This window comes from Pectobacterium hainanensis (assembly GCF_046237015.1).
In the GTDB taxonomy this organism is placed as follows: domain Bacteria; phylum Pseudomonadota; class Gammaproteobacteria; order Enterobacterales; family Enterobacteriaceae; genus JBJYIN01.
Genome location: NZ_JBJYIN010000006.1, coordinates 94,629 through 117,168 on the forward strand (window position 1 = coordinate 94,629; position 22,540 = coordinate 117,168).

Annotated in this window: 23 protein-coding genes; 18 read left to right on the forward strand and 5 right to left on the reverse strand. The window is 49.5% G+C overall.

Annotation, left to right across the window (positions count from 1 at the left end; all coding sequences use genetic code 11):
* The first annotated feature begins 207 nt into the window (after positions 1-207).
* Together ACKPVM_RS07870 and ACKPVM_RS07875 are read left to right on the forward strand one after the other, a co-directional pair.
* Complete coding sequence (locus ACKPVM_RS07870) at positions 208-2,763, forward strand: class I adenylate cyclase (RefSeq protein ID WP_409308392.1); 2,556 nt, start codon at positions 208-210, stop codon at positions 2,761-2,763.
* Positions 2,764-2,830: 67 nt separating this feature from the next.
* A complete protein-coding gene (locus ACKPVM_RS07875; protein WP_409308394.1) occupies positions 2,831-4,009 on the forward strand; it encodes an MFS transporter in 1,179 nt (392 codons plus the stop codon).
* Positions 4,010-4,064: 55 nt separating this feature from the next.
* Here the strand turns inward: ACKPVM_RS07875 and cyaY are convergent, their stop codons facing one another.
* Positions 4,065-4,385, reverse strand: a complete 321-nt coding sequence (gene cyaY / locus ACKPVM_RS07880) for an iron donor protein CyaY (RefSeq protein ID WP_409308396.1) — start codon at positions 4,383-4,385, stop codon at positions 4,065-4,067.
* 77 nt (positions 4,386-4,462) lie between these two features.
* On the opposite strand from cyaY, the gene lptM reads away from it, so the two are divergent.
* The 8 genes from lptM to ACKPVM_RS07920 all read left to right on the forward strand — a co-directional run bounded on the left by lptM (position 4,463) and on the right by ACKPVM_RS07920 (position 11,164).
* Positions 4,463-4,630, forward strand: coding sequence for an LPS translocon maturation chaperone LptM (lptM, locus tag ACKPVM_RS07885; RefSeq protein WP_409308398.1), 168 nt, complete (start codon positions 4,463-4,465; stop codon positions 4,628-4,630).
* A 146-nt stretch (positions 4,631-4,776) separates the two neighbouring features.
* Positions 4,777-5,601, forward strand: a complete 825-nt coding sequence (dapF, locus tag ACKPVM_RS07890) for a diaminopimelate epimerase (protein ID WP_409308400.1) — start codon at positions 4,777-4,779, stop codon at positions 5,599-5,601.
* Positions 5,598-6,302 (forward strand): DUF484 domain-containing protein, encoded by a 705-nt coding sequence (locus ACKPVM_RS07895; RefSeq protein ID WP_409308401.1) that lies wholly within the window; start codon positions 5,598-5,600, stop codon positions 6,300-6,302. The genes dapF and ACKPVM_RS07895 overlap by 4 nt, the downstream gene beginning before the upstream one ends.
* Positions 6,299-7,219 (forward strand): tyrosine recombinase XerC, encoded by a 921-nt coding sequence (gene xerC / locus ACKPVM_RS07900; RefSeq protein WP_409308402.1) that lies wholly within the window; start codon positions 6,299-6,301, stop codon positions 7,217-7,219. Before ACKPVM_RS07895 ends, xerC begins: the two co-directional genes overlap by 4 nt.
* Positions 7,219-7,935 carry a 5-amino-6-(5-phospho-D-ribitylamino)uracil phosphatase YigB gene (yigB, locus tag ACKPVM_RS07905; protein WP_409308404.1) on the forward strand — a complete coding sequence of 239 codons (717 nt, stop codon included), beginning with the start codon at positions 7,219-7,221 and terminating at the stop codon, positions 7,933-7,935. Before xerC ends, yigB begins: the two co-directional genes overlap by 1 nt.
* Before the next feature lie 86 nt (positions 7,936-8,021).
* Positions 8,022-10,184 carry a DNA helicase II gene (gene uvrD, locus ACKPVM_RS07910; RefSeq protein WP_409308405.1) on the forward strand — a complete coding sequence of 721 codons (2,163 nt, stop codon included), beginning with the start codon at positions 8,022-8,024 and terminating at the stop codon, positions 10,182-10,184.
* Positions 10,185-10,206: 22 nt separating this feature from the next.
* Positions 10,207-10,542, forward strand: coding sequence for a DUF2645 family protein (locus ACKPVM_RS07915; protein ID WP_409308407.1), 336 nt, complete (start codon positions 10,207-10,209; stop codon positions 10,540-10,542).
* Positions 10,543-10,720: 178 nt separating this feature from the next.
* Positions 10,721-11,164: a DUF6386 family protein gene (locus ACKPVM_RS07920; protein WP_409308408.1), complete on the forward strand. Its 444-nt coding sequence runs from the start codon at positions 10,721-10,723 to the stop codon at positions 11,162-11,164.
* A 65-nt stretch (positions 11,165-11,229) separates the two neighbouring features.
* Here ACKPVM_RS07920 and ACKPVM_RS07925 read toward each other — a convergent pair whose 3' ends face one another.
* Positions 11,230-11,319, reverse strand: coding sequence for a SymE family type I addiction module toxin (locus tag ACKPVM_RS07925; RefSeq protein WP_409308651.1), 90 nt, complete (start codon positions 11,317-11,319; stop codon positions 11,230-11,232).
* A gap of 173 nt (positions 11,320-11,492) precedes the next feature.
* Here ACKPVM_RS07925 and ACKPVM_RS07930 point away from each other — a divergent pair, with 173 nt between their 5' ends.
* From ACKPVM_RS07930 to ACKPVM_RS07940, 3 genes are all read left to right on the forward strand, one after another.
* A complete protein-coding gene (locus ACKPVM_RS07930) occupies positions 11,493-11,864 on the forward strand; it encodes a hypothetical protein (RefSeq protein ID WP_409308410.1) in 372 nt (123 codons plus the stop codon).
* A 375-nt stretch (positions 11,865-12,239) separates the two neighbouring features.
* Positions 12,240-13,190, forward strand: a complete 951-nt coding sequence (gene corA, locus ACKPVM_RS07935; RefSeq protein WP_409308412.1) for a magnesium/cobalt transporter CorA — start codon at positions 12,240-12,242, stop codon at positions 13,188-13,190.
* 142 nt (positions 13,191-13,332) lie between these two features.
* Positions 13,333-14,391 (forward strand): AbrB family transcriptional regulator, encoded by a 1,059-nt coding sequence (locus tag ACKPVM_RS07940; protein WP_409308413.1) that lies wholly within the window; start codon positions 13,333-13,335, stop codon positions 14,389-14,391.
* Here the strand turns inward: ACKPVM_RS07940 and rarD are convergent.
* Both rarD and ACKPVM_RS07950 read right to left on the reverse strand, forming a co-directional pair.
* Positions 14,357-15,286 (reverse strand): EamA family transporter RarD, encoded by a 930-nt coding sequence (gene rarD, locus ACKPVM_RS07945; RefSeq protein ID WP_409308415.1) that lies wholly within the window; start codon positions 15,284-15,286, stop codon positions 14,357-14,359. The two genes, ACKPVM_RS07940 and rarD, sit on opposite strands and share 35 nt — an antisense overlap.
* Before the next feature lie 69 nt (positions 15,287-15,355).
* Complete coding sequence (locus ACKPVM_RS07950; protein ID WP_409308417.1) at positions 15,356-15,862, reverse strand: thioesterase family protein; 507 nt, start codon at positions 15,860-15,862, stop codon at positions 15,356-15,358.
* A gap of 208 nt (positions 15,863-16,070) precedes the next feature.
* Here ACKPVM_RS07950 and pldA point away from each other — a divergent pair, with 208 nt between their 5' ends.
* The 3 genes from pldA (at position 16,071) to rhtC (ending at position 19,592) form a co-directional block, all read left to right on the forward strand.
* Positions 16,071-16,937: a phospholipase A gene (pldA, locus tag ACKPVM_RS07955; RefSeq protein ID WP_409308418.1), complete on the forward strand. Its 867-nt coding sequence runs from the start codon at positions 16,071-16,073 to the stop codon at positions 16,935-16,937.
* A 163-nt stretch (positions 16,938-17,100) separates the two neighbouring features.
* Positions 17,101-18,927, forward strand: a complete 1,827-nt coding sequence (gene recQ / locus ACKPVM_RS07960) for an ATP-dependent DNA helicase RecQ (protein ID WP_409308652.1) — start codon at positions 17,101-17,103, stop codon at positions 18,925-18,927.
* A 47-nt stretch (positions 18,928-18,974) separates the two neighbouring features.
* Entirely contained in the window at positions 18,975-19,592 is a 618-nt protein-coding gene (gene rhtC / locus ACKPVM_RS07965; protein ID WP_409308419.1) for a threonine export protein RhtC, read from the forward strand.
* 193 nt (positions 19,593-19,785) lie between these two features.
* On the opposite strand, the gene rhtB is transcribed toward rhtC, so the two are convergent.
* On the reverse strand, positions 19,786-20,406 hold the full coding sequence (rhtB, locus tag ACKPVM_RS07970) for a homoserine/homoserine lactone efflux protein (protein ID WP_409308421.1): 621 nt from the start codon (positions 20,404-20,406) through the stop codon (positions 19,786-19,788).
* 143 nt (positions 20,407-20,549) lie between these two features.
* On the opposite strand from rhtB, the gene pldB reads away from it, so the two are divergent.
* Both pldB and yigL read left to right on the forward strand, forming a co-directional pair.
* Positions 20,550-21,545, forward strand: coding sequence for a lysophospholipase L2 (pldB, locus tag ACKPVM_RS07975; RefSeq protein WP_409308423.1), 996 nt, complete (start codon positions 20,550-20,552; stop codon positions 21,543-21,545).
* Positions 21,546-21,666: 121 nt separating this feature from the next.
* The gene (yigL, locus tag ACKPVM_RS07980; protein WP_409308653.1) at positions 21,667-22,473 is read left to right on the forward strand and encodes a sugar/pyridoxal phosphate phosphatase YigL; all 807 of its coding nucleotides are present in this window, start codon (positions 21,667-21,669) and stop codon (positions 22,471-22,473) included.
* The last annotated feature ends 67 nt before the right edge of the window (positions 22,474-22,540 follow it).

A 22,540-nucleotide genomic window follows, 5' to 3' on the forward strand; every position in this document is an offset into this window, starting at 1 on the left:
AAGTCGGGCTGGTTTCGTACAGGAAAAAACGCAATGAAAGCAAGTGAGATAAATCTAACTTTCTTTACTTTCTTTACGCTTAATCAGCAAGGTGTTAAATTGATCACGTTTCCAGCAATATTTTGCCAAACATTCTTCTAATTTCATCATTGGCAAATTTGGAATACGGGGTTTTTTCTAGGCACTGGGACAATCAGGCGAGACGTCTTGTACTTCTACATCGAGACTTTGAAGCAAAGACTGGATGCGATCAACCAACTGCGTGTTGACCGTGCTCTGGGAGCAATGAAGCCCGCTTTTCAGCAGGTCTACAGTCTTCTGCCGATTTTATTACATCATCATCACCCGTTGATGCCAGGCTACCTTGACGGCAAGGTTCCGCACGGCATCTGTTTCTACACGCCCGATGAAAAACAACAGCACTACCTGGATAACATCGAATTAAGATGGGGTCAGTTGGAGAATTCGCATGAACAAGGCGAGTTACCCATTACTGGCGTCTACTCTATGGGCAGCACCGCTTCCATTGGGCAGAGCTGTAGTTCCGATCTGGATATCTGGGTTTGTCACCAGTCCTGGCTTGATAATGAAGAGCGTTTGCGGTTACAGCAAAAGTGTACGCTGCTTGAACAGTGGGCCGCCGCACAAGGTGTTGATGTCAGTTTCTTCGTGATGGATGAAAACCGTTTCCGTCATAACGAAAGCGGTAGCCTCGGCGGCGAAGATTGCGGATCTACACAGCATATTTTGTTACTGGATGAGTTCTATCGCACGGCTGTTCGCATGGCGGGCAAACGTATTCTGTGGAACATGGTGCCAGTAGAAGAAGAATCAAACTACGACGAATACGTTTTATCATTGTATGCCCAAGGGGCGCTGGCGCCCAACGAATGGCTGGATTTAGGCGGGTTAAGTACGCTCTCGGCGGAAGAATATTTTGGTGCCAGCCTGTGGCAACTCTATAAAAGTATTGATTCCCCTTATAAAGCAGTGCTGAAAACGCTGTTGCTAGAAGCCTATTCCTGGGAATACCCGGATACGCACCTGCTTTCAATGGATATTAAAAAGCGCCTGCATAAAGGCGAGATCGTTTCTTTTGGTCTCGATCCTTACTGCATGATGTTGGAGCGGGTGACGCATTATCTGGTGGCAATTAACGATCTGACGCGTCTGGATCTGGCCCGTCGATGTTTTTATTTAAAAGTTTGTGAAAAGTTATCTCGGGAACGCGCGTGCGTAGGCTGGCGTCGCCAGATTTTGAGCCAACTGGTTCAAGAATGGGGATGGAGTGCGGAACATCTGGCGATGTTGGATAATCGGGCCAACTGGAAGATCGAGCGAGTACGTGAAGCACATAACGAATTGCTTGATGCCATGATGCAGACTTACCGTAACCTGATCCGCTTTGCTCGTCGTAATAACCTGAGTGTTAGCGCCAGCCCACAGGACATCGGTGTATTAACCCGTAAACTTTACGCCGCATTTGAGGCGTTGCCGGGTAAAGTCACGCTGCTGAATCCGCAGATTTCACCTGATTTATCCGAACCGAACCTGACGTTTATTTATGTTCCTGCCGGGCGTGCTAATCGCTCTGGGTGGTATCTCTACAATCAGGCGCCGTCAATGGATGCCATTATTAGTCACCAACCGCTGGAATATAACCGCTATCTGAACAAACTGGTGGCCTGGGCCTATTTTAATGGGCTGCTGGCACCGAGTACGCGTTTGTATATCAAGGGCAATGAGCTGTGTGATATTAATCGGTTACAGGCATTGGTTGACGATGTATCAAGCCACTTTCCACTGCGCTTGCCTGCCCCAACGCCGAAAGCGTTGTACAGCCCCTGCGAGATTCGCCATCTGGCGATTATCGTCAATCTGGAACACGATCCGACGGCGGCGTTCCGTAATCAGGTGGTGCATTTTGATTTCCGCCAACTGGATGTTTTCAGCTTCGGTCAACAGCAGCAGTGTCTGGTCGGCAGCATCGACTTACTGTATCGCAACTCATGGAATGAAGTTCGTACCTTGCACTTCAGCGGTGAACAAGCGGTGCTGGAAGCGCTGAAAACCATTCTGGGTAAAATGCATCAGGATGCCGCGCTGCCTGAGTCTCTGGAAGTTTTCTGCTATAGCCAGCATTTGCGTGGTCTGATTCGGACTCGGGTTCAGCAGTTGGTATCAGAATGTATTGAGTTGCGTTTAACCAGTACGCGTCAGGAGCCGGGACGTTTCAAAGCGGTTAAAGTGGCCGGACAAACCTGGGGGTTGTTCTTTGAGCGCCTCAGCGTTTCCGTGCAGAAGCTGGAAAACGCCGTCGAGTTCTATGGCGCGATTTCTAACAACAAGCTGCAAGGGCTACCGGTTCAGGTTGAAACCAACCATGTGCATTTGCCCCCGGTGGTAGACGGTGTAGCCAGTGAAGGGATTATCCAGTTCTTCTTTGAAGATCTGAATGAAAATCAGGGTTTTAATATCTATATTCTGGATGAATCCAATCGGGTTGAAGTTTATCATCACTGTGAAGGCAGTAAGGAAGAATTGGTGCGTGATGTTAGCCGGTTCTATTCTTCGTCTCACGATCGCTTTACCTATGGTTCGAGCTTTATTAATTTCAACCTGCCGCAGTTTTATCAGATTGTACAGTTGGATGGCCGTGCTCAGGTGATACCTTTCCGTAGCAGCGCGCTTTCCCATTTATGTATTACGCCAGCGGCGGAAGGGGCGTCTTTAGTGGTAAAACAGCGATTACAGATATTGTAATTCGCTGACATTCCTCGTTTTTAAACCCAAATATAGCTTTTCTCCTCCTTTAGAAAAGGATTTCACTATGGATGCCTTGCAACGAAGAAATCTGATATTGCTGGCATTAGGCCAGGGGCTAACGGGAAGCATCATTTCATTAATGACCCTCTCTTCCACGCTGGTGGGAGTGATGATGACGCCGATCCCGTTGTTAACGACCTTGCCGATTACTTCAACCGTTTGTGGTGCTGCGCTGATGATTTATTCGGTCTCATCATTGATGGCAAAATATGGCAGACGAAACGCATTCATCATTGGTTCCTTATTAGGGTTAGGTGGCTGTCTGCTGGCCGCTTTGGCGATAGTGCTGCACAGCTTTATCCTGTTTGTGTTTTCTACGTTTGTGCTGGGGATGTCCTGCGCGTTTAACCAATACTATCGTTTTGCAGCGGCTGAAATTTTTACGGATAACCAGCAAAAAAGCAGCGCAATCTCATGGGTGATCAGTGGCGGCATTTTGGGGGGCTTTCTCGGGCCGTTTGCGGCGAGCCAATCGGCTCAACTGTGGTCGACGTACCCTTTTTTTGGCAGTTTCATCGCTGGGGCGGGCATCTGCACGGTGACGTCACTATTGTTGCTGGGGTTGAGATTACCTCATCTTCTTCCTGTTGCCGCAGCGGATAAGAATGAGGCATCGCTGTCTTCCATCCTGAAGAGTCGTGCTTTCATGTTGGGAACCGCCAGTTGCATGGTCGGTTTTGTCGTCATGACGCTACTGATGAACTCTGCGCCGTTGGCGATGCACCAGCATCACTTCTCTGTAGAAAGTAGTGCGACGGTGCTTCAGTGGCACTTTGTTGCAATGTATGCCCCAGCCCTATTACTGGTGTTTTTGGCGAAGCGAATGAGCGCCACGCAGGTGATTGTGACCGGCATTCTTTGTAATGTGATCGGTGTTTTGGTCGCCCTTAGTGGGCTGGCGTTCTGGAATTTCCTGATCGCACTGATTATGTTCGGTATCGGCTGGGCTTTCATGTTCAACGGCGGCACGTTCATGCTGAATACCTTTACTCATTCTGTGCATAAATCCAGATTACAGGGCATTAACTCGCTGGCGATTTATTTTCCCAATGCGCTGGCGTCTTTGTCGGCCGGAAGCATGATGGCGCTCACTAGCGGCTGGCCGCTAGTGAATGTGTTTGGTATCGGTGTACTGCTGCTGATGACGTTACTGTTGGCCTTCGCCCGAAAACGGTCTGACTAGTTGCCCATATCATCCGGTTTGCATTCGCCAGCGTTACCTAGCGTTGGCGTCGTGCTTAGTCGAAACGAATATCTTCGCCCGCTTGCGCCGTACACGCTTCCGATAGCAGCGTGGTAAAATCCTGGCCGCTACGATCGCATATCCAACGACTATCCTGATAATTAAAGTGGTAGCCTCCGGCTTTGGTCGCCAGCCACACCTGATGCATAGGTTCCTGACGGTTAATCACGATTTTGCTCCCGTTTTCAAAAGCGAGTGTCATGACGCCGCCGTTGGTTTCATAATCGATATCCGCATCGCCATCAAATTGATCCAGTGTTTGCTCTAACTGGCCCATCAATTTGTCGGCCAATTGGTGGAACTCGCTATCGTTCATTTTCGATTCCTATTGATTTTCATGATCCACCTGCGATTATAGAGAGCATACGAGTATGAATCACAGGTCTTAATGTTATGAAAAAGGTATTTCGTCAGTTTTTTCTGGCGTTATCGCTGCTCAGCCTGTTTGGCTGCGGCTTAAAAGGGCCGCTTTATATGCCGCCAGACGAGAAAGACGCATCGACAGGCGTTGAGAAACATGCGAATCAGGCACCACATCAAAAAGTTTCCATGCGACGTTAGAGCGTGACGGTGTGTCCACTCATCATTATTATTTTATAACTGGTCACGATATACCCGACAGATTTCGCCGTACGCAGTGTGCGACAACAGGAAAAATGTCGGGATAGATTTTTACCGCGCCTGGTTAAGCTAGCGGAGTCAGGATCATGCAGTTCGCTAAAATGCACGGCTTAGGCAACGATTTTATGGTTGTTGATGCTGTCACGCAGAATGTTTATTTTTCCCCCGAGTTGATCCGGCGTTTGGCAGATCGGCATTGCGGTGTTGGGTTTGATCAGCTTTTGGTGGTTGAACCGCCTTACGATCCCGAATTGGATTTCCACTACCGCATTTTCAATGCTGACGGCAGTGAAGTGGCGCAATGTGGCAATGGCGCTCGCTGTTTTGCTCGTTTTGTTCGTCTGAAAGGGCTGACCAACAAGCGTGATATTGCCGTGAGTACCCAAACGGGACGTATGATTCTCTCCGTTACTGATGATGAATTGGTTCGCGTCAATATGGGTGAGCCTAATTTTGAACCGCAGCAGGTTCCGTTTCGGGCAGTAAAAGCGGAGAAAACCTACATCATGCGTGCAGGAGAACACACCATACTGTGTGGTGTAGTGTCCATGGGGAATCCTCACTGCGTGATTCAGGTTGATGATGTCGATACGGCGAACGTGGAAGGGATCGGGCCTTTGCTGGAAAGTCATGAGCGTTTTCCAGAACGTGCTAATATCGGATTCATGCAGGTAGTCGATCGCGATACGGTCCGTTTACGCGTGTATGAGCGTGGCGCAGGCGAAACACAGGCTTGTGGTAGCGGTGCATGCGCTGCAGTGGCGGTGGGGATACAGCAAAATCTGCTCTCTGCACAGGTTCGTGTATCGCTGCCCGGCGGCGATCTGGATATTCACTGGGATGGGCCGGGGCACCCGCTGTTTATGACTGGCCCAGCAACGCATGTTTACGATGGATTTATTCATTTATGAAGAATGTCGAGGAGCAGGCAGAGCGCCAAATCGCACTCAGTGACGAGATGGTTTTGCAGTTCCTGCAACAGAATCCGGATTTTTTTATCCGTAATGCCCGACCTGTCGAGCAAATGCGTGTCCCGCACCCGGTTCGAGGAACCGTGTCGTTGGTCGAGTGGCAACTTGCCCGACAACGAAACCATATTACCCAGCTTGAAGAAGAAATTACGTTGTTAATGGAACAGGCTGGTGCAAACGAGGTGCTCTTTAAACGGTTGCTCAGTTTGCAAACGGAGTTGGCCGCTGCGGATAGCCTATTGGATATGCTTGATCGGCTTCAACGCTGGGCGCGTAAGCTAGGGTTGGCGGGGGCATCCGTTCGGCTGTTCAGTGATAAATGGCGTATTGGCGCGCCTTCTGATTTTACTCATCTTGCTTTGAATCGGACGCTGTTCGAACCTTTGCGAATCCAACGGTTTGGTCAATCCAATCATTATCTGGGCAGCCTGAACGGGCCTGAACTACTGATGCTGTTGCCGCAGGCCAAGCAGGTAGGATCGGTCGCGTTATCGCTCATGGGTGAACGTCATGATTTGGGACTACTGATTTTCAGCAGTCGCGATACGCATCACTATCAGGATGGGATGGGAACGGTGTTATTGCAGCAGTTGGCGACCATGCTGCCAGCGATGCTGGAACGCTGGGTCGAACGGGTATGAGTCAGTCAGGTTCGCCCGATACGCCTTTGCAGCTCCGCGTGGATGATTTCCTGCGTTATCTGAAAGTGGAACGTCAGCTAAGCCCGTTGACGCAGACCAGCTATGCCCGCCAGTTGTCTGCCACGATTTCGATGATATCGGCTATTGGCGTCACGGATTGGAAAACGCTGGATGCTGCGGGTGTTCGCTCGGTGGTGGCTCGCAGTAAACGAGAGGGGTTGCATGCGTCCAGTCTGGCGTTGAGGCTATCGGCGTTGCGTAGTTTCCTCGATTGGATGGTCTCGTGTGGCGAGCTGAGTGCGAATCCGGCTAAAGGCGTTTCCACGCCACGGGCGGGGCGTCATTTGCCTAAGAATATGGACGTTGATGAAATGAATCGCTTGCTGGATATCGATCTGAACGATCCGCTGGCGGTGCGCGATCGCGCCATGATGGAAGTCATGTACGGTGCTGGGCTACGTTTGGCCGAATTGGTTGGTATGGATTGCCAGCATATTAATCTGGATACGGGTGAAGTGTGGGTGATCGGAAAAGGAAGTAAAGAGCGTCGGCTACCGATGGGGAAAACTGCTGTCATCTGGCTCGAACACTGGCTGGCGCAGCGCGAGTTGTTTGGCCCAGAGGATGACGCTATTTTCATTTCTAATCAGGGACGACGCATTTCCATGCGCAACGTGCAGAAGCGTTTTGCGGAGTGGGGCATAAAACAAGGCCTTAACAGTCATGTCCACCCACATAAATTACGGCACTCTTTCGCCACTCATATGTTGGAGTCCAGCAGCGATTTACGTGCGGTACAGGAGTTGCTTGGGCATGCAAATCTTTCGACAACCCAGATTTACACCCATTTGGACTTTCAGCATTTAGCGTCGGTGTATGATGCCGCGCATCCACGCGCCAAACGAGGAAAAACCTGATGCATTTTTACCGGCCACTGGGGAAAATCCGTGCGATTACGTTCGATTTAGACGACACGCTGTATGACAATCATGACGTGATTCGACGAACAGAACGGGAGTCGGTGAATTTTTTACAGCAGTATCATCCGGCGTTATGTGATGTGCAGGTGAGTGATTTTCAGCGTTTGCGCAATGAACTACGTTCGCAGGAACCAGAGATTTATCACGATGTCACGGAATGGCGACGCCGTACCGTTGAATTGATGATGCGAAACGTTGGTTTGCAGGCTGATGAAGCGTTGGAAGGCGCGAAAGCGGCGATGGCGAATTTTGCGCATTGGCGCAGCCAAATCCATGTGACGGAGGAAACTCATCTCACGTTAACCGCGTTAGCCGCGCGTTTTCCTCTGGCAGCGATCACCAACGGGAATGCGGAACCTCGTCTGTTTGGATTGGAGAAGTATTTCAGCTTTATTCTCCGCGCAGGCCCGGATGGGCGTTCAAAGCCGTTTGATGATATGTATCATCTTGCATCGGCAAAATTCGATCTCCCTTTGGCGCAGATTCTGCATGTAGGGGATGATCTTACTACGGACGTCGGCGGCGCAGTGCGTTGCGGCATGAAGGCATGTTGGATCAATTTGCGGGAAGGGAATCTTATGCAAAGTGATGATGCCCGGCTGCTGCCCCATATCGAAATTTCACGGTTGGCATCGCTGACAGCGTTGCTATAATCGTTCTACTCATCTGTATAAATAACCAGTGGGAAGGTGTCTTCTTTGTGATGGCACGGTTTCCCGTCAACGGATAACCGGTATCTATGGACGTTTCTGAACTGCTTGATGGCCTCAACGACAAACAACGTGATGCGGTAGCCGCACCGCGCAGTAATTTATTGGTGTTGGCCGGTGCTGGCAGTGGTAAAACCCGCGTATTGGTGCATCGCATTGCCTGGCTGCTATCCGTTGAGAATTGTTCCCCTTATTCCATCATGGCGGTGACGTTTACCAATAAAGCGGCCGCGGAAATGCGTCATCGCATCAACCAACTGATTGGTACCAGTCAGGGCGGCATGTGGATCGGGACTTTTCACGGTTTGGCTCACCGCCTGTTACGGGCGCACCACATGGATGCGGGGTTACCGCAGGATTTCCAGATTTTGGACAGCGACGATCAGCTCCGATTGCTCAAGCGTCTGATTAAAGCGTTGAATCTGGACGAAAAGCAGTGGCCGCCGCGTCAGGCGATGTGGTACATCAACGGGAAGAAAGATGAAGGGTTACGGCCTCAACATATTGAAAGCTATGGTAATCCTGTAGAGCAAACCTGGCAGCGGGTCTATCAGGCCTATCAGGAAGCTTGCGATCGCGCCGGGCTAGTAGATTTTGCTGAATTACTGCTGCGTGCGCATGAGCTATGGCTGAACAAGCCACATGTTTTGAACCACTACCGTGAGCGATTTACCAACATTCTGGTGGATGAGTTTCAGGACACGAACCGCATTCAATACGCGTGGATTCGAATGCTGGCTGGCGAGAGTGCCAAAGTCATGATCGTGGGTGATGACGATCAGTCTATTTATGGCTGGCGTGGCGCGCAGGTTGAGAACATTCAGCTATTCCTGAAGGATTTCAGCGGTGCAGAGACGATCCGACTGGAACAGAATTACCGTTCAACCAGCAATATCCTCAAAGCGGCTAACACGCTGATCGAACACAACGGTGGGAGACTGGGGAAAAATTTATGGACGGACGGTGTTGAAGGCGAGCCAATTTCGCTTTATTGCGCGTTCAATGAGTTGGATGAAGCCCGGTTCGTTGTCAATAGAATTAAGGCCTGGCAGGAAAATGGCGGTTCTCTGAGCGACAGCGCGATCTTATACCGTAGTAACGCCCAGTCACGCGTGTTGGAAGAGGCGCTGTTACAGCAAAATATGCCTTACCGCATATACGGCGGAATGCGCTTTTTTGAACGCCAGGAAATCAAAGATGCGCTGGCCTATCTTCGTCTGATCGCTAACCGTAATGATGATGCGGCATTTGAGCGAGTGGTGAATACGCCGACGCGCGGCATTGGCGACAGAACGCTGGATGTGGTGCGTCAAACGGCTCGTGACAGACAACTCACCCTTTGGCAATCCACACGGTTGTTATTACAGGACAAGGTGCTGGCAGGCCGTGCCGCCGCATCGTTACAACGCTTTGTTGAGCTGGTTGATGCGTTAGCTTATGAAACGTCTGAACTGCCTTTACATGTACAGACAGACCGGGCAATTAAGGATTCCGGTTTGTGGGGAATGTATGAGCAGGAAAAGGGCGAAAAAGGGCAAGCGCGAGTAGAAAACCTGGAAGAGTTAGTTACTGCAACGCGTCAGTTTAGCTATCAGGAAGAAGATCAGGATTTGATGCCATTACAAGCCTTCTTATCGCATGCGGCGCTGGAAGCGGGTGAAGGTCAGGCTGACGCCAATCAGGATGCGGTGCAGTTGATGACGCTACACTCGGCGAAAGGTCTGGAGTTTCCTCAGGTCTTTATCGTCGGAATGGAAGAAGGCATGTTCCCTAGCCAGATGTCGCTTGACGAGGGCGGCAGGCTGGAAGAAGAGCGTCGGCTGGCTTATGTGGGGGTCACCCGGGCAATGCAAAAGCTCACGCTGACCTATGCGGAATCCCGTCGTTTATATGGTAAAGAGGCTTATCATCGTCCTTCTCGCTTTGTGGGCGAATTGCCTGCAGAATGCATTGAAGAAGTGCGTTTGCGGGCCAGCGTCGCACGACCGGTAAATCACCAGCGGCTTGGCACGCCAGTTAATCAGAACGACAGCGGCTATACGCTAGGGCAGCGTGTGCGGCACAGTAAGTTCGGTGAAGGGACGATCGTGAATCTGGAGGGCAGTGGCGATCACTGTCGTCTTCAGGTCGCTTTTCAGGGGCAGGGGATTAAGTGGCTGGTCGCCGCCTATGCCAGATTGGAGACCGTATAGATATAAAGATGGATGGTCACGGATGAAAGCGGCTCAAAACAGGTTAGTTGAGGGATTATCCGTCATCGGTTATTTCCTTATGACGTGTTTCTTTATGAATATCTTTAGTATTGGAGAATATGACTGGATGCTAGAGCCGGCGGGGGGAACGGTGTGTGAGTTGCCTCTGGAAGACAATATGAAAGATATCACCGGGCCGGTATTAATGGTGATTTTCGGTATGCCTCTCGTGATTGTCTTCATCCGTGATTTTTTCTTAAGAGATTATTTCAAAGCCGTCGCTTATTCTTTGGGGTTGATGGCGGTTATCTGCTACGGATGGTGGGTTTTCTGGGGACGGTATAACGCATGTGTGTAGCGCCATTTCCGTCATGTCACTCATAGCTTTGGAGCCAAAGCCCACCATTCCCCATCTCTGGTAAGATGAGGTGATATGAAAGTCGGTCATGTTGACGCAAGCGCGTTGACTAAAAGCCCTGCACTGTTTTTCAACCTTGCGATAAAATAAGTGCGATAATATTTGATTGAGGCATGAAATGAATATTAGCTTCAAGATTTTCACTGATACAGCTACAGTGGTTATATTTGATTTACAATCACTTAAACATCGCATCACTGATACTCCAGATTGGTGGAGTATCGAAGATGATGAAATAGATGAGATCAATAATGGGAATGCTATTTTTTTAAATTTAGGTAGTGATGGCGAATATTCTATAAATGTTGTTGAATCTTTAAACGGTTATAATGGCTCTGCATACATAAGTTCCCCTTCCGGAAATATATTTATTGGCGCGGGTGAGGATACTACCGGTGGTGATTTAGAACCAGATGACATAAACAGTGTATCGGGTCGTTTTATAAATCTTTCTCCAGGGAATTATTCTGTGGGATTTAAAAAAATTGACAATAAAATATATTTATCCTTCTCTCCATCAAAAGAGAACAAAAACGAAATAAAAGAATCTATTCGGTTATAAAATAATAAGCAGGGAGCGAACCCACGATCTTTTCGGCTATTTTTACCAGTTTTTTAGTTCAATGCTCAGAGGTTAATCCTGGTCTCAATCACTATCCTTCCCCGCTCCACGGTAACAGTGATGGGTACCCTAGTCATGAACCCCGATTCTTCCAGATAGCGCCTTTAGGGGCTGGACATCATACAGCAAAAGTAGTGTATTATATCTTGTAACGATACACTTAAATATTTTGGAGTTATTGTTAGGTGACTATACCCAAAATAATTCAAGTTTCAGGAAGGCGGCAAGCGAAGGAATCCCGATGAGCTTACTTGAGTAAGTGATTCGGGTGACTGAACGCAGCCAACGCACAGGCAACTTGAAGTATGACGGGTATATAAGCATTGGTTTGATTAGATGGCCAGATGATAAAACCTTATCGGTTAGATTGTATCTGAATTTTTTAATTGAAGTGACTGATTTGTTGAATATAGATTTCGATGGGGATAATAATCCCATTAGAATAACGAAAAAATATGTAGGCGGATTAATAACGGATGAAGATAGAAAGCTAGCCTTGTCATACTGGTGGAAATGCATAGACGATAAAAACATCAGGAATTTTAATTTGTCAGAAGTGATTACCTTTATGGGTGAGTATTTCGAATTTAAATCAAGTGCAGACGGAGGCGTATGTGGGGTGAACAGGCATTCCGGCTGAACGGAGCGGGAAAAATAAGCAGCCTAAGTCCACTGAGAGGGGCAACTATCTTGACAGAGGGAGCGTATTTCAGCCTTGGTTTTAAAGTTGAAGTCTTTTTCATCTCGGCGTAACATGCGCGCATCATTATTCCCGGAGGACCTACGCCTTGGACACACCCAGTCGATACTGGCTCAATAACCTGCTCATTAGGTACAACTTCTAAGGCTATCTCCGTTGTTTTGCTGATAGCCTTCGTGGTTGTCAGCGATGTTATTCATGTCGCTACGAGTCAGTTCCGTCGAACGGACTGAAACCTGCCGGTGACATGCTCACCTTTGTTTCTGTGCTTCAATCGCGTTGTCCATCTCTGTTACTGCAAGGGAGCTATGGCCTATGCTGAGCGCATTTAAACTGGATAATTGCCGTTTATCTCGTCTGGAATTGGATGACTCCGATGATCTCACCGCGTCTGTTTGGGTCGATTTAATCGAACCAGAGGACGATGAGCGTGAGAAAGTACAAAAGGAACTGGGACAAAGTCTGGCGACCCGGCCAGAATTGGAAGACATTGAAGCATCTGCGCGTTTTTTCGAAGACGAAGATGGTTTGCACATTCACTCCTTCTTCTTTTTTGAAGATGCGGAAGATCACGCTGGTAATGCCACGGTAGCGTTTACTATCCGCGATGGCCGTTTGTATACGTTGCGTGAGCGCGAACTGCCCGCATTTCGTTTGTATCGCATGCGGGCGCGTAATCAAACGTTGGTGGATGGCAATGCCTATGAGCTGTTGCTGGATTTATTCGAAACCAAAATTGAGCAGTTGGCCGATGAGATCGAGAACATCTATAGCGATCTGGAATCACTCAGCCGCGTGATTATGGAAGGGCGTCAGGGCGAGGAATATGACGAAGCACTTTCCACATTGGCAGAACTGGAAGACGTGGGTTGGAAGGTGCGATTGTGTTTGATGGATACCCAGCGTGCATTGAACTTTCTGGTGCGTAAAGCTCGCTTACCGTCAGGTCAACTGGAGCAGGCACGTGAGATCCTGCGCGATATCGAATCCCTGTTGCCACATAATGAATCCTTATTTCAGAAGGTTAACTTTCTGATGCAGGCCGCGATGGGGTTTATCAACATCGAGCAGAGCCGGATTATCAAAATTTTCTCGGTGGTGTCCGTTGTCTTCCTGCCGCCGACGCTGGTAGCGTCCAGCTATGGTATGAACTTTGAATTTATGCCGGAGCTGCATTGGAGCTTTGGTTATCCAGCGGCGATTGTGGCGATGATCCTCGCAGGACTGGCCCCTTATCTTTATTTCAAACGTAAAAACTGGCTGTAATCTGCCGTTAGCGACGAACGGATGACGTGGTGTTGTTCGTTCGCTGTTTTTCTATCACCTTATGATAATAACCATATTTTTCCCCGTCTGATTCTGTTTAGAATGAGGCCTCTTGTCTTATCGATAAAAACGGGTTGTGTGGATGAAAAGGGTTGCCCCCTTGGTGCAATGGGGAATTCTGTTGTCGGTTTCACTGGTTTTGGGATTCGGGCTACAGGTTTACCATGTTCCAGCAGCTTTATTGCTGGGCCCCATGTTAGTTGGTGTAGTGATGGGGGTGAACGGTGCCACTATCCGTATCCCGCCGGTCTGTTTTGCTGGTAGCAATGCAGTACTGGGGTGTCTGGTTGCACAGAGTCTCTCTTTTTCTATTCTTAGCCCGTTAGTCAGTGAATGGCCGTTGGTGTTGTTTATTCTACTGGCGACGTTGGCTGCCAGTGGGATTTCCGGCTGGTTGCTGGTGAAGTATAGCGAGCTGCCTGGTACGACTGGAACCTGGGGAGCGTCTCCCGGTGGGGCGTCTGCAATGGTTGCGATGTCGGCTGAATTTGGCGCGGATGTGCGGCTGGTTGCTTTTATGCAGTATCTGCGAGTGTTGATGGTGACGGCGGCGGCGGCATTCGTTGCACGTCTGAGCCTCGGGGATGCTGCCGCTGAAAATAATGCCATGCTGGTTTGGTTCCCGTCGCTGGACTGGCGTTTCCTGGCGACGCTGGGCGTGGCGTTTGGTAGCGCGTGGGTGGGGCGGCGATTGCGTATCCCCTCCGGTGCGTTATTAGGGCCGATGATCGTTGGCTCATCTCTACATGCAACGGGAATTCTACATCTGGTCACGCCAGAATGGCTGTTGGCGCTAGCTTATGCTTTTATTGGCTGGAGCGTCGGGCTTTGCTTTACCCGTCCGATATTTTTTCTGGCGTTGCGAACCTTGCCACACATGATGGTTTCGATCGTCGGATTGATGCTGCTCTGCGGTGCGATGGCGTGGGGCGTCACGCGGATGCTGCCTGTGGATATGTTGACGGCCTATCTGGCGACCAGCCCCGGCGGGTTGGATTCGATAGCCATTATCGCGGCAGGCAGCAGGGTCGATATGGCATTTGTCATTGCGATGCAAACGCTGAGATTATTTTCGACCCTGCTCTTTAGCCCGCTTTTATCACGCTTTATTTCGCGTCGTGTGGTATCTGGTGCGGTGTAACGGAAAGGCGGCGTAGCTTACGTTGCGTATACAGCGCATCCAGAATAAACAGGGCTAATGCACTCCAGATAAAGGCGAATGTCACCAGTTTGTCGCTGCCCATGGTTTCGCCGTAGAAAATCACGGCTAGCAGGAACATCATGGTCGGCCCGAGGTATTGGAAGAAACCTAACGTTGAGAGGCGTAATCGCATCGCGGCTGCCGTGAAAAACAGTAACGGTACCGTGGTGATGATACCCGCGGCGATCAACAGCAAATTCAGTGATAAGGCATTGTTCTCTAGATGGCTGCTGGGGCTTTCCGCGATAAAGAACAGGTAGATGATCGCCATTGGTAACAGCCACAATGTTTCGATCAACATACCCGTTTGGCCGTCAATCCCGATCTTTTTACGCAGTAAACCGTATAGTGCGAAACTAAAGGCAAGCCCTAGCGCAATGATGGGGAGTGAACCGAATGTCCACAACTGTACCAGCACACCAACCACCGCTAATAAGACGGCGATCCATTGCAGACGACGAAAGCGTTCTCCCAGAAACAACATCCCCAGCATCACGTTAACGAGTGGGTTGATGAAGTATCCCAGACTGGCTTCCAGCATATGATTGTTATTCACCGCCCAAATATAGAGTAACCAGTTGCCGCCAATCAGTACGGCAGTAAGGGCCAGTAGCAGTAAATGTTTGACGTTACGGCAAGCATAGCGAACCTGACGCCACTTACGGCTGATAGTCAGCAGGATCAGCATAAAGAAAAATGACCAGATGATACGGTGAGTCAGTATTTCGTTGGGTGGAACATGAGCCAGCAATTTGAAGTAAACCGGTGCAATTCCCCAAATAAAATAAGCGCCAAGGGCGAAAAAGATCCCTTTACGGGTTTGTTGAGCATTCATGGGTGACTCGATGACGGAGGCGGGAAACGCTCTATTCTACTTAAAATAAGTGGTGTTTTCATCCATCGGTTAACCGACGATGTAGGTCGCAGTGGCACTCGCAAGGTGTAAACCTTTTTCATTGTGTAATTCAGCGCGGGCGACTGCGATTTTGTTGCCGCCACGCAATAGTTGACTCGTTATGGTGAAATGATCGCCACGGCCAGGGCGAAGGTAATCGACGCGCATATCGATAGTTCCCATTCGTGAGAGACGGTGATGAAATTCTTGTTCGCTGATAGTTTCGTGTCGCAGCAGTGTGTTGCCGACGCAAACCAAACCTGCGGCAACATCCAACCCTGCGGCAATGACGCCGCCGTGCAAAATTTTTTGCAGAACATTGCCGATCAGTTTGTCCTGACGAGCAAATGTCAGTATCGCGTGATCGACTTCAAATTCTTGTAGCTCAAGCCCGAGTTCACCGTTAAAGGGCATTTTGTAAATGAAGATATCACCAACAAGTTGGCGAACGCTTTCGCGAGTTAAAACGGTTTCCTGATGTGAAACCCGGCCTTGCGTAGAGGGTGTATTGGACATGGTTTCCTACCTGAAGAGGCGATGATAAAAATATAAAAGTTAATTTATTGTTTAATATATGGAGCTATTTTGTTTCTTTCCAGAAATAACTGAGAAAACACCTAACGCCGACTCAAACATGGGTGAACCGTGTAAAATGTTATTTTTGAACTGATACTGATTGCCAATCTTGGCACTGCGATCGTGAATGCTCTTGGAGAAAAAGTGAATGCGCAAGATAGTCGGGATGTTGGTTGCGTTACTGGCGGCGTCTGCTCATGCAGAGGAAGCTCAAATTGCGTCAGGGCAGGATAAGCCCGCCGTGCGCGGCAGCATTATCGCCAGTCTGTTACAAGAACATGAAAGTCCGTTTGTCCTCAATCCTTATGAAAGTAACTACCTTCTGTATACCTATACTAGCGATATCAATAAAACGGCAATACAGAGCTACAACTGGGGTAATGAGGCTCGTAAGGATGAAGTGAATTTTCAGATTAGCCTAGGGTTCCCGATTTGGCGCGGTATTCTCGGTGACAATTCTTTATTGGGTGCTTCCTATACGCAGCGATCCTGGTGGCAGTTATCCAATAAAAGCGAGTCTTCTCCTTTTCGCGAAACCAACTATGAACCACAGGTTTTTTTGGGATGGGCGACAGATTATACGCTTGCTGGCTGGACGCTACGTGATGTTGAGGTTGGTTTCAATCATCAATCTAATGGCCGTTCTGAACCAACATCGCGTAGCTGGAATCGTGCGTATGCCCGTCTGATGGCGCAAAATGGCAACTGGCAGGTAGATGTGAAGCCGTGGCTTCGTTTTTCAGACAGTAATGACGATAATCCGGATATCACGAAATACATGGGGCATTACCGTTTACGCATTGGTTATGTCTGGGGCGATAGCGTATTTAGCGCGGAAGGTCGTTATAACTGGAATAGTGGTTATGGTGGCGGTGAGTTGGGGTGGAGTTACCCATTAACGAAGCATGTGCGATTTTATACCAAAGTTTTCAGCGGATATGGAGAGTCTCTCATTGATTATGACCATCGGCAGACACGTTTTGGCGTTGGCATCACGCTGAACGATATGTTCTGACCTGCGTGACGATCTGACCGTTTTTTATCTGCGCCATCTTGCGGATACAGGACATTTCTCAGTGGCGCTCGCATAACATGGGGCGTTGTCATTTAAAACATTGCAGTTTCAGCGGGTGACGCTGAAAATAGCGCCTGTTTGGTGTTATCGGATTGGGGAACGTGTGTCTACGGCGGAAGTATTGAATAAGGAAGCGCTTGCGGTTCAGGTATTGCGGGAGACGTTTGGTTACCAGCAGTTCCGTCCGGGTCAGCAAGCGATCATTAACGCGACGATCGGCGGTCAGGATTGTCTGGTTGTGATGCCGACAGGGGGCGGAAAGTCACTCTGTTATCAGATACCTGCGTTGGTGATGGATGGTCTGACGCTGGTTGTGTCGCCGCTTATCTCTCTTATGAAAGATCAGGTCGATCAGCTTCAGGCCTACGGCGTTGCTGCGGCATGCCTGAATTCGACCCAGACGCGCGAGCAACAGCTTGAAGTGATGGCGGGATGTCGTAGCGGGCAAATCAAGCTGCTCTATATTGCGCCGGAACGTCTGACGACAGACAGCTTCCTCGATCATCTGGTGCATTGGCAGCCCTCCCTGATTGCCGTTGATGAAGCGCACTGTATTTCTCAATGGGGCCATGATTTCCGCCCGGAATATCGTGCATTGGGGCAGGTTAAACACTATTTCCCCCATCTTCCGGTTATTGCATTAACGGCAACCGCAGACGAGACCACACGGCGCGACATTTCCCGGTTGCTTGATCTTCAGTCGCCGCTCATTCAGGTCAGCAGCTTTGATCGGCCCAATATTCGCTATACGCTGGTGGAGAAATTCAAACCACTCGATCAGCTTTGGATGTTTGTTCAGGGCCAGCGCGGCAAGAGCGGTATTATTTACTGTAACAGCCGGGCAAAAGTAGAGGATATCAGCGCTCGTTTGCAAAGCCGTGGGTTGAGCGTAGCGGCTTACCATGCCGGACTGGATAATGAGCGTCGGGCTCAGGTGCAGGAAGCCTTTCAACGTGATGACCTACAGGTTGTTGTGGCGACAGTTGCATTCGGGATGGGCATCAACAAACCAAACGTGCGGTTTGTGGTGCATTTTGATATTCCGCGTAATATCGAATCTTACTATCAGGAAACGGGGCGTGCCGGACGCGATGGGCTGGCTGCTGAGGCGGTACTTTTTTACGATCCGGCGGATATGGCTTGGCTGCGTCGTTGTCTGGAAGAAAAACCTGCCGGGCAACAATTGGACATTGAGCGCCATAAGCTGAATGCGATGGGGGCGTTTGCGGAAGCGCAAACGTGCCGACGTCTGGTTTTATTGAACTATTTTGGTGAAGGTCGCCAGCAGGCGTGTGGTAACTGTGATATTTGCCTCGATCCGCCCAAACGCTACGACGGTTTGGTTGATGCGCAAAAAGCGCTTTCCTGTGTGTATCGTGTAGGGCAACGCTTTGGGATGGGGTATATCGTTGAGGTGTTACGCGGGGCGAACAATCAACGTATTCGCGAATACGGCCATGATAAATTGCCGATTTATGGTCTTGGGCGCGAGAAATCGCAAGAACATTGGGTTAGCGTACTGCGCCAATTGATTCATCTTGGTTTGCTGAACCAGAATATTGCGATGCATTCGGCTTTGCAGTTGACGGAATCGGCGCGTCCCGTTTTACGTGGCGAACAGCCTTTGCAGTTGGCTGTGCCGCGAGTCATTAACCTTAAACCACGTGTCAGCCAGAAATCCTACGGTGGCAATTACGATCGCAAACTGTTTGCCAAACTGCGTAAATTGCGTAAGTCCATTGCCGATGAAGCGAATATCCCGCCTTATGTTGTGTTCAGCGATGCCACCTTGCTGGAGATGGCTGAACTGATGCCGATTACCGCTGGTGAACTGCTCAACATTAACGGTGTGGGTCACCGCAAGCTGGAACGTTTTGGTTCGCCTTTCATGACCATGATTCGCGATCATGTTGATAATGGTGATGAGTAGTCGTGTTGCACAGTATTTTTTAACATATTGAAAAACAGGAAAATAACATGTTGTTTCTGACTGTTGCACTGGTGCATTTTATCGCGCTGATGAGTCCGGGGCCGGATTTCTTTTTTGTCTCTCAAACGGCGGCAAGCCGCTCTCGCCGTGAAGCGATGATGGGGGTGCTGGGTATTTCGTTAGGTGTCGTCGTTTGGGCGGCGGTGGCTTTACTTGGTTTACATCTGTTGCTTCAGCAAATGGCGTGGCTGCATAGTGCGATCACCCTTGGCGGTGGAGCGTATCTGTGTTGGATGGGGTGGCAGATGCTGCGTTCTGCACGCCGTAAAGCACAGTTGGAAACCACACAGGAAAGCGCCGTTGTGTTGCCTCAACGTGGTAAGACATTCATTCGCGGGCTGTTGACGAATCTGGCTAACCCGAAAGCGCTGATTTACTTTGGTAGCGTATTTTCCCTTTTTGTCGGCGACAGCGTTGGCAGCGTGGAGCGCTGGGGGATTTTCGCACTGATTACCATTGAAACGTTTATGTGGTTCAGCCTGGTGGCATTGGTCTTCGCCTTACCTGCAATGCGTCGTGGCTATCAACGTATGGCAAAATGGGTGGATGGCGTGGCGGGTATTTTGTTTACTGGATTTGGCCTACATCTGATCTTTTCGCGCTAATATTTCTATGCCTGCGGTTTTTAATGTCCGCAGTTTTTAATACCCATAGTTTTTAATACTCGCAGTTTTAACACAAGAAGTAGACAGCTAGCCTCTTACCGCATGGTTGAATACACGTTCCAGCCATGCGATAACGCCTACTTTTCCATCTGCGATGGAGCGGGGGCAAAGAGGAAACTGGCAGTCAAATATGTCAGGCTTTTCTGGCCGTCGCCAACAGGGCGCCAATCAAAATAAACATTGAACCGAATAGCCGACTCAATGTACGCATCTGGCGTGGACCTCTTAGCCAACCAGCAATACGTGTCGCCAGTGTTGCATAGCCAATCATTACTACGATATCGACTGCTACGGTCGTAATGCCCAGAACCAGATACTGTGCGGCTTGCGGTTCATGGGGGATGATGAACTGTGGAAACAGTGCGGCGAGAAAAACGATGCTCTTCGGATTGGTCAGATTGACCAGAACGGCGCGTTTAAAGAGTCGGCGGCGCGGTATTGCGCTGGCGATGGCTTGCAAATCCAGTGCACCAGCGGCGCGCCATTGCTGAATACCCAGCCAGATCAGATAAGCGGCACCCAGCCATTTGAGAATATCAAATGCCAGCATGGATTTGGCAAGCAGTGCGCCAAGCCCAATGCCGACTAGGACAATATGTATCGCCAAACCGACCTGTAATCCACAGATGGATGCGATCGCACCACGGTAACCATGGCTGATACCCGTGCTCATTGTATTAATCGCACCGGGGCCGGGGAAGAGGCTAAGAATGATTGTGGTGAGTAAATAGGTCAGCCACCAGTCTAAGGTCATTTACGTATACTCTCTAAATAGTGTTGGTCATTGCTTGCAACGTTGAAAATCGCTCCATGCGATTTTTTATGTCACAATACGCCGATATTGGTGTTTCAAAAAGCCTTTCTGTTAGCGGTATTGGCCCGTGCCGGAGACATGTGATGATGCCGTATCACCATAGCCTGTTAACGCGAGAAGCACAGTTTTCAGCTTTCGCTACCGGTGAACTGTTGAGATTTTGGTCGCAGCGTGAGGAAGGTGAGTTTATCGGCGTTGATCATGTGCCGATTCGCTTTGTTCGTTTCTCCGCACCTGAACACCGACATCTCGTGGTCGTCTTTCCTGGTCGGATCGAAAGCACCGTAAAATACAGTGAAGTCGCTTACGATCTCTACCGTAATGGCTATGATGTGCTGATGATGGATCACCGTGGGCAGGGGCGTTCAGGGCGATTATTACCTGATAGTCATCGTGGACACGTGTTGCGTTTTAACGATTATGTTGATGACATCGCACTATTGTGGCAACAGCAAATTGAACCACGTGATTATACGCGTCGCTTTGCACTGGCCCACTCAATGGGCGGGACGATTCTGGCTCATTTTCTGGCGCGTCAGCCGACGGCATTTGATGCTGTCGCGCTTTGTGCGCCGATGTGTGGTATTCATCTGCCGATGCCTCATTGGTTAGCGTGGCGTGTGCTTGACTGGTCAGAACGCCATCCGTCAATCCGTGATTATTACGCGATAGGCACCGGGCAATGGCGACCTTTACCTTATAGCGTGAATGTCTTAACACAGAGCCGGGAACGTTATCAGCGTAGCGTGAGATTTTATGCTGATTATCCTGAATTGCGTGTTGGCGGCCCCACCTATCACTGGGTTCGGGAAGCGATGATAGCTTGCCAGCAACTGTTGATACAGGCGGAGAATATCACGACGCCAATTTTGCTCCTGCAAGCTCAGGACGATCGCGTGGTCGATAACCGTAGTCAGGACGCTTTTTGTCAGGCTCTCGCTCGGGCCGGTCATCCTTGTGTGGGAGGCGTGCCCAACGTTATTGAAGGTGCCCGCCATGAGATCCTGTTCGAGAAAGACGATATCCGTGCTCAGGCTTTTGCGTTGATTCTGAGCCACTTTACCGATTACGCCCAATAGATTTCAGATGATTCAGGCTAAAGTGTCTGCAATTTGAAAGACAACAAGGGTATTCTCTTATTTTGCGGCGAGGATAACTATCGTGCCGCGACTACTACTACAGAGGTTAAATCTCATCGTTATGTATCACGTCGTTGCTTCTGATTTAGATGGCACTCTGTTGTCGCCCGACCATACCCTATCGCCATATGCGAAAGAAACGCTCAGATTACTGACTGCGAAGGGCATCCATTTTGTGTTCGCGACGGGACGGCACCATATGGATGTGGCGCAAATTCGCGACGGATTGGGGATTAGCGCGTTTATGATCACGTCTAACGGTGCTCGTGTACATAATACGCAAGGAGAGCTGATATTCAGTCACAATCTGGATCAGGATATTGCACGCGATTTGTATCACGTTGTGCACGATAATCCGGCGATGCTAACGCACGTCTACCGTAATGATGACTGGTACATGAACCGCCGTCGGCCAGAAGAAGAACGCTTTTTTCAGGAATCGGTGTTCAAGTACAAGCTGTTCGAACCGGGGCTATTGGAAACGGATGGAATCAGCAAAGTCTTTTTTACCTGTGATTCTCATGAACAGCTTTTGCCTCTGGAAGAGGCGATCAATGCGCGCTGGGGCGATCGTGTGAATGTGAGTTTTTCGACGTTAAGCTGTCTGGAAGTGATGGCGGGCGGGGTATCCAAAGGCCATGCGCTGGAACAGGTCGCGAAGATCATGGGTTTCTCACTCAAAGAATGTATCGCTTTCGGTGATGGCATGAATGACTATGAGATGCTGTCAATGGCGGGTAAAGGCTGCATTATGGCGAATGCGCATCAACGCCTGAAAGATATGTTGCCGGATCGGGAAGTGATCGGCACGAATGCTGATTCAGCTGTACCACATTACCTGCGAGACATGTATTTGTCAGGGCAATAAGTTTGAAAGGATGCCTGTTTTTAAACGGAAAGGGATTTAAAAGAAAAAACTGAGCCTGGTGGGAAAT

Bases quoted from the DNA above. Each gene is read 5' to 3' on its own strand.
- ACKPVM_RS07875 (WP_409308394.1), top strand. From the start codon at position 2,831: ATGGATGCCTTGCAACGAAGAAATCTGATATTGCTGGCATTAGGCCAG.
- cyaY (WP_409308396.1), bottom strand. From the start codon at position 4,385: ATGAACGATAGCGAGTTCCACCAATTGGCCGACAAATTGATGGGCCAG.
- lptM (WP_409308398.1), top strand. From the start codon at position 4,463: ATGAAAAAGGTATTTCGTCAGTTTTTTCTGGCGTTATCGCTGCTCAGC.
- dapF (WP_409308400.1), top strand. From the start codon at position 4,777: ATGCAGTTCGCTAAAATGCACGGCTTAGGCAACGATTTTATGGTTGTT.
- ACKPVM_RS07895 (WP_409308401.1), top strand. From the start codon at position 5,598: ATGAAGAATGTCGAGGAGCAGGCAGAGCGCCAAATCGCACTCAGTGAC.
- xerC (WP_409308402.1), top strand. From the start codon at position 6,299: ATGAGTCAGTCAGGTTCGCCCGATACGCCTTTGCAGCTCCGCGTGGAT.
- yigB (WP_409308404.1), top strand. From the start codon at position 7,219: ATGCATTTTTACCGGCCACTGGGGAAAATCCGTGCGATTACGTTCGAT.
- uvrD (WP_409308405.1), top strand. From the start codon at position 8,022: ATGGACGTTTCTGAACTGCTTGATGGCCTCAACGACAAACAACGTGAT.
- ACKPVM_RS07915 (WP_409308407.1), top strand. From the start codon at position 10,207: ATGAAAGCGGCTCAAAACAGGTTAGTTGAGGGATTATCCGTCATCGGT.
- ACKPVM_RS07920 (WP_409308408.1), top strand. From the start codon at position 10,721: ATGAATATTAGCTTCAAGATTTTCACTGATACAGCTACAGTGGTTATA.
- corA (WP_409308412.1), top strand. From the start codon at position 12,240: ATGCTGAGCGCATTTAAACTGGATAATTGCCGTTTATCTCGTCTGGAA.
- ACKPVM_RS07940 (WP_409308413.1), top strand. From the start codon at position 13,333: ATGAAAAGGGTTGCCCCCTTGGTGCAATGGGGAATTCTGTTGTCGGTT.
- rarD (WP_409308415.1), bottom strand. From the start codon at position 15,286: ATGAATGCTCAACAAACCCGTAAAGGGATCTTTTTCGCCCTTGGCGCT.
- ACKPVM_RS07950 (WP_409308417.1), bottom strand. From the start codon at position 15,862: ATGTCCAATACACCCTCTACGCAAGGCCGGGTTTCACATCAGGAAACC.
- pldA (WP_409308418.1), top strand. From the start codon at position 16,071: ATGCGCAAGATAGTCGGGATGTTGGTTGCGTTACTGGCGGCGTCTGCT.
- rhtC (WP_409308419.1), top strand. From the start codon at position 18,975: ATGTTGTTTCTGACTGTTGCACTGGTGCATTTTATCGCGCTGATGAGT.
- rhtB (WP_409308421.1), bottom strand. From the start codon at position 20,406: ATGACCTTAGACTGGTGGCTGACCTATTTACTCACCACAATCATTCTT.
- pldB (WP_409308423.1), top strand. From the start codon at position 20,550: ATGATGCCGTATCACCATAGCCTGTTAACGCGAGAAGCACAGTTTTCA.
- yigL (WP_409308653.1), top strand. From the start codon at position 21,667: ATGTATCACGTCGTTGCTTCTGATTTAGATGGCACTCTGTTGTCGCCC.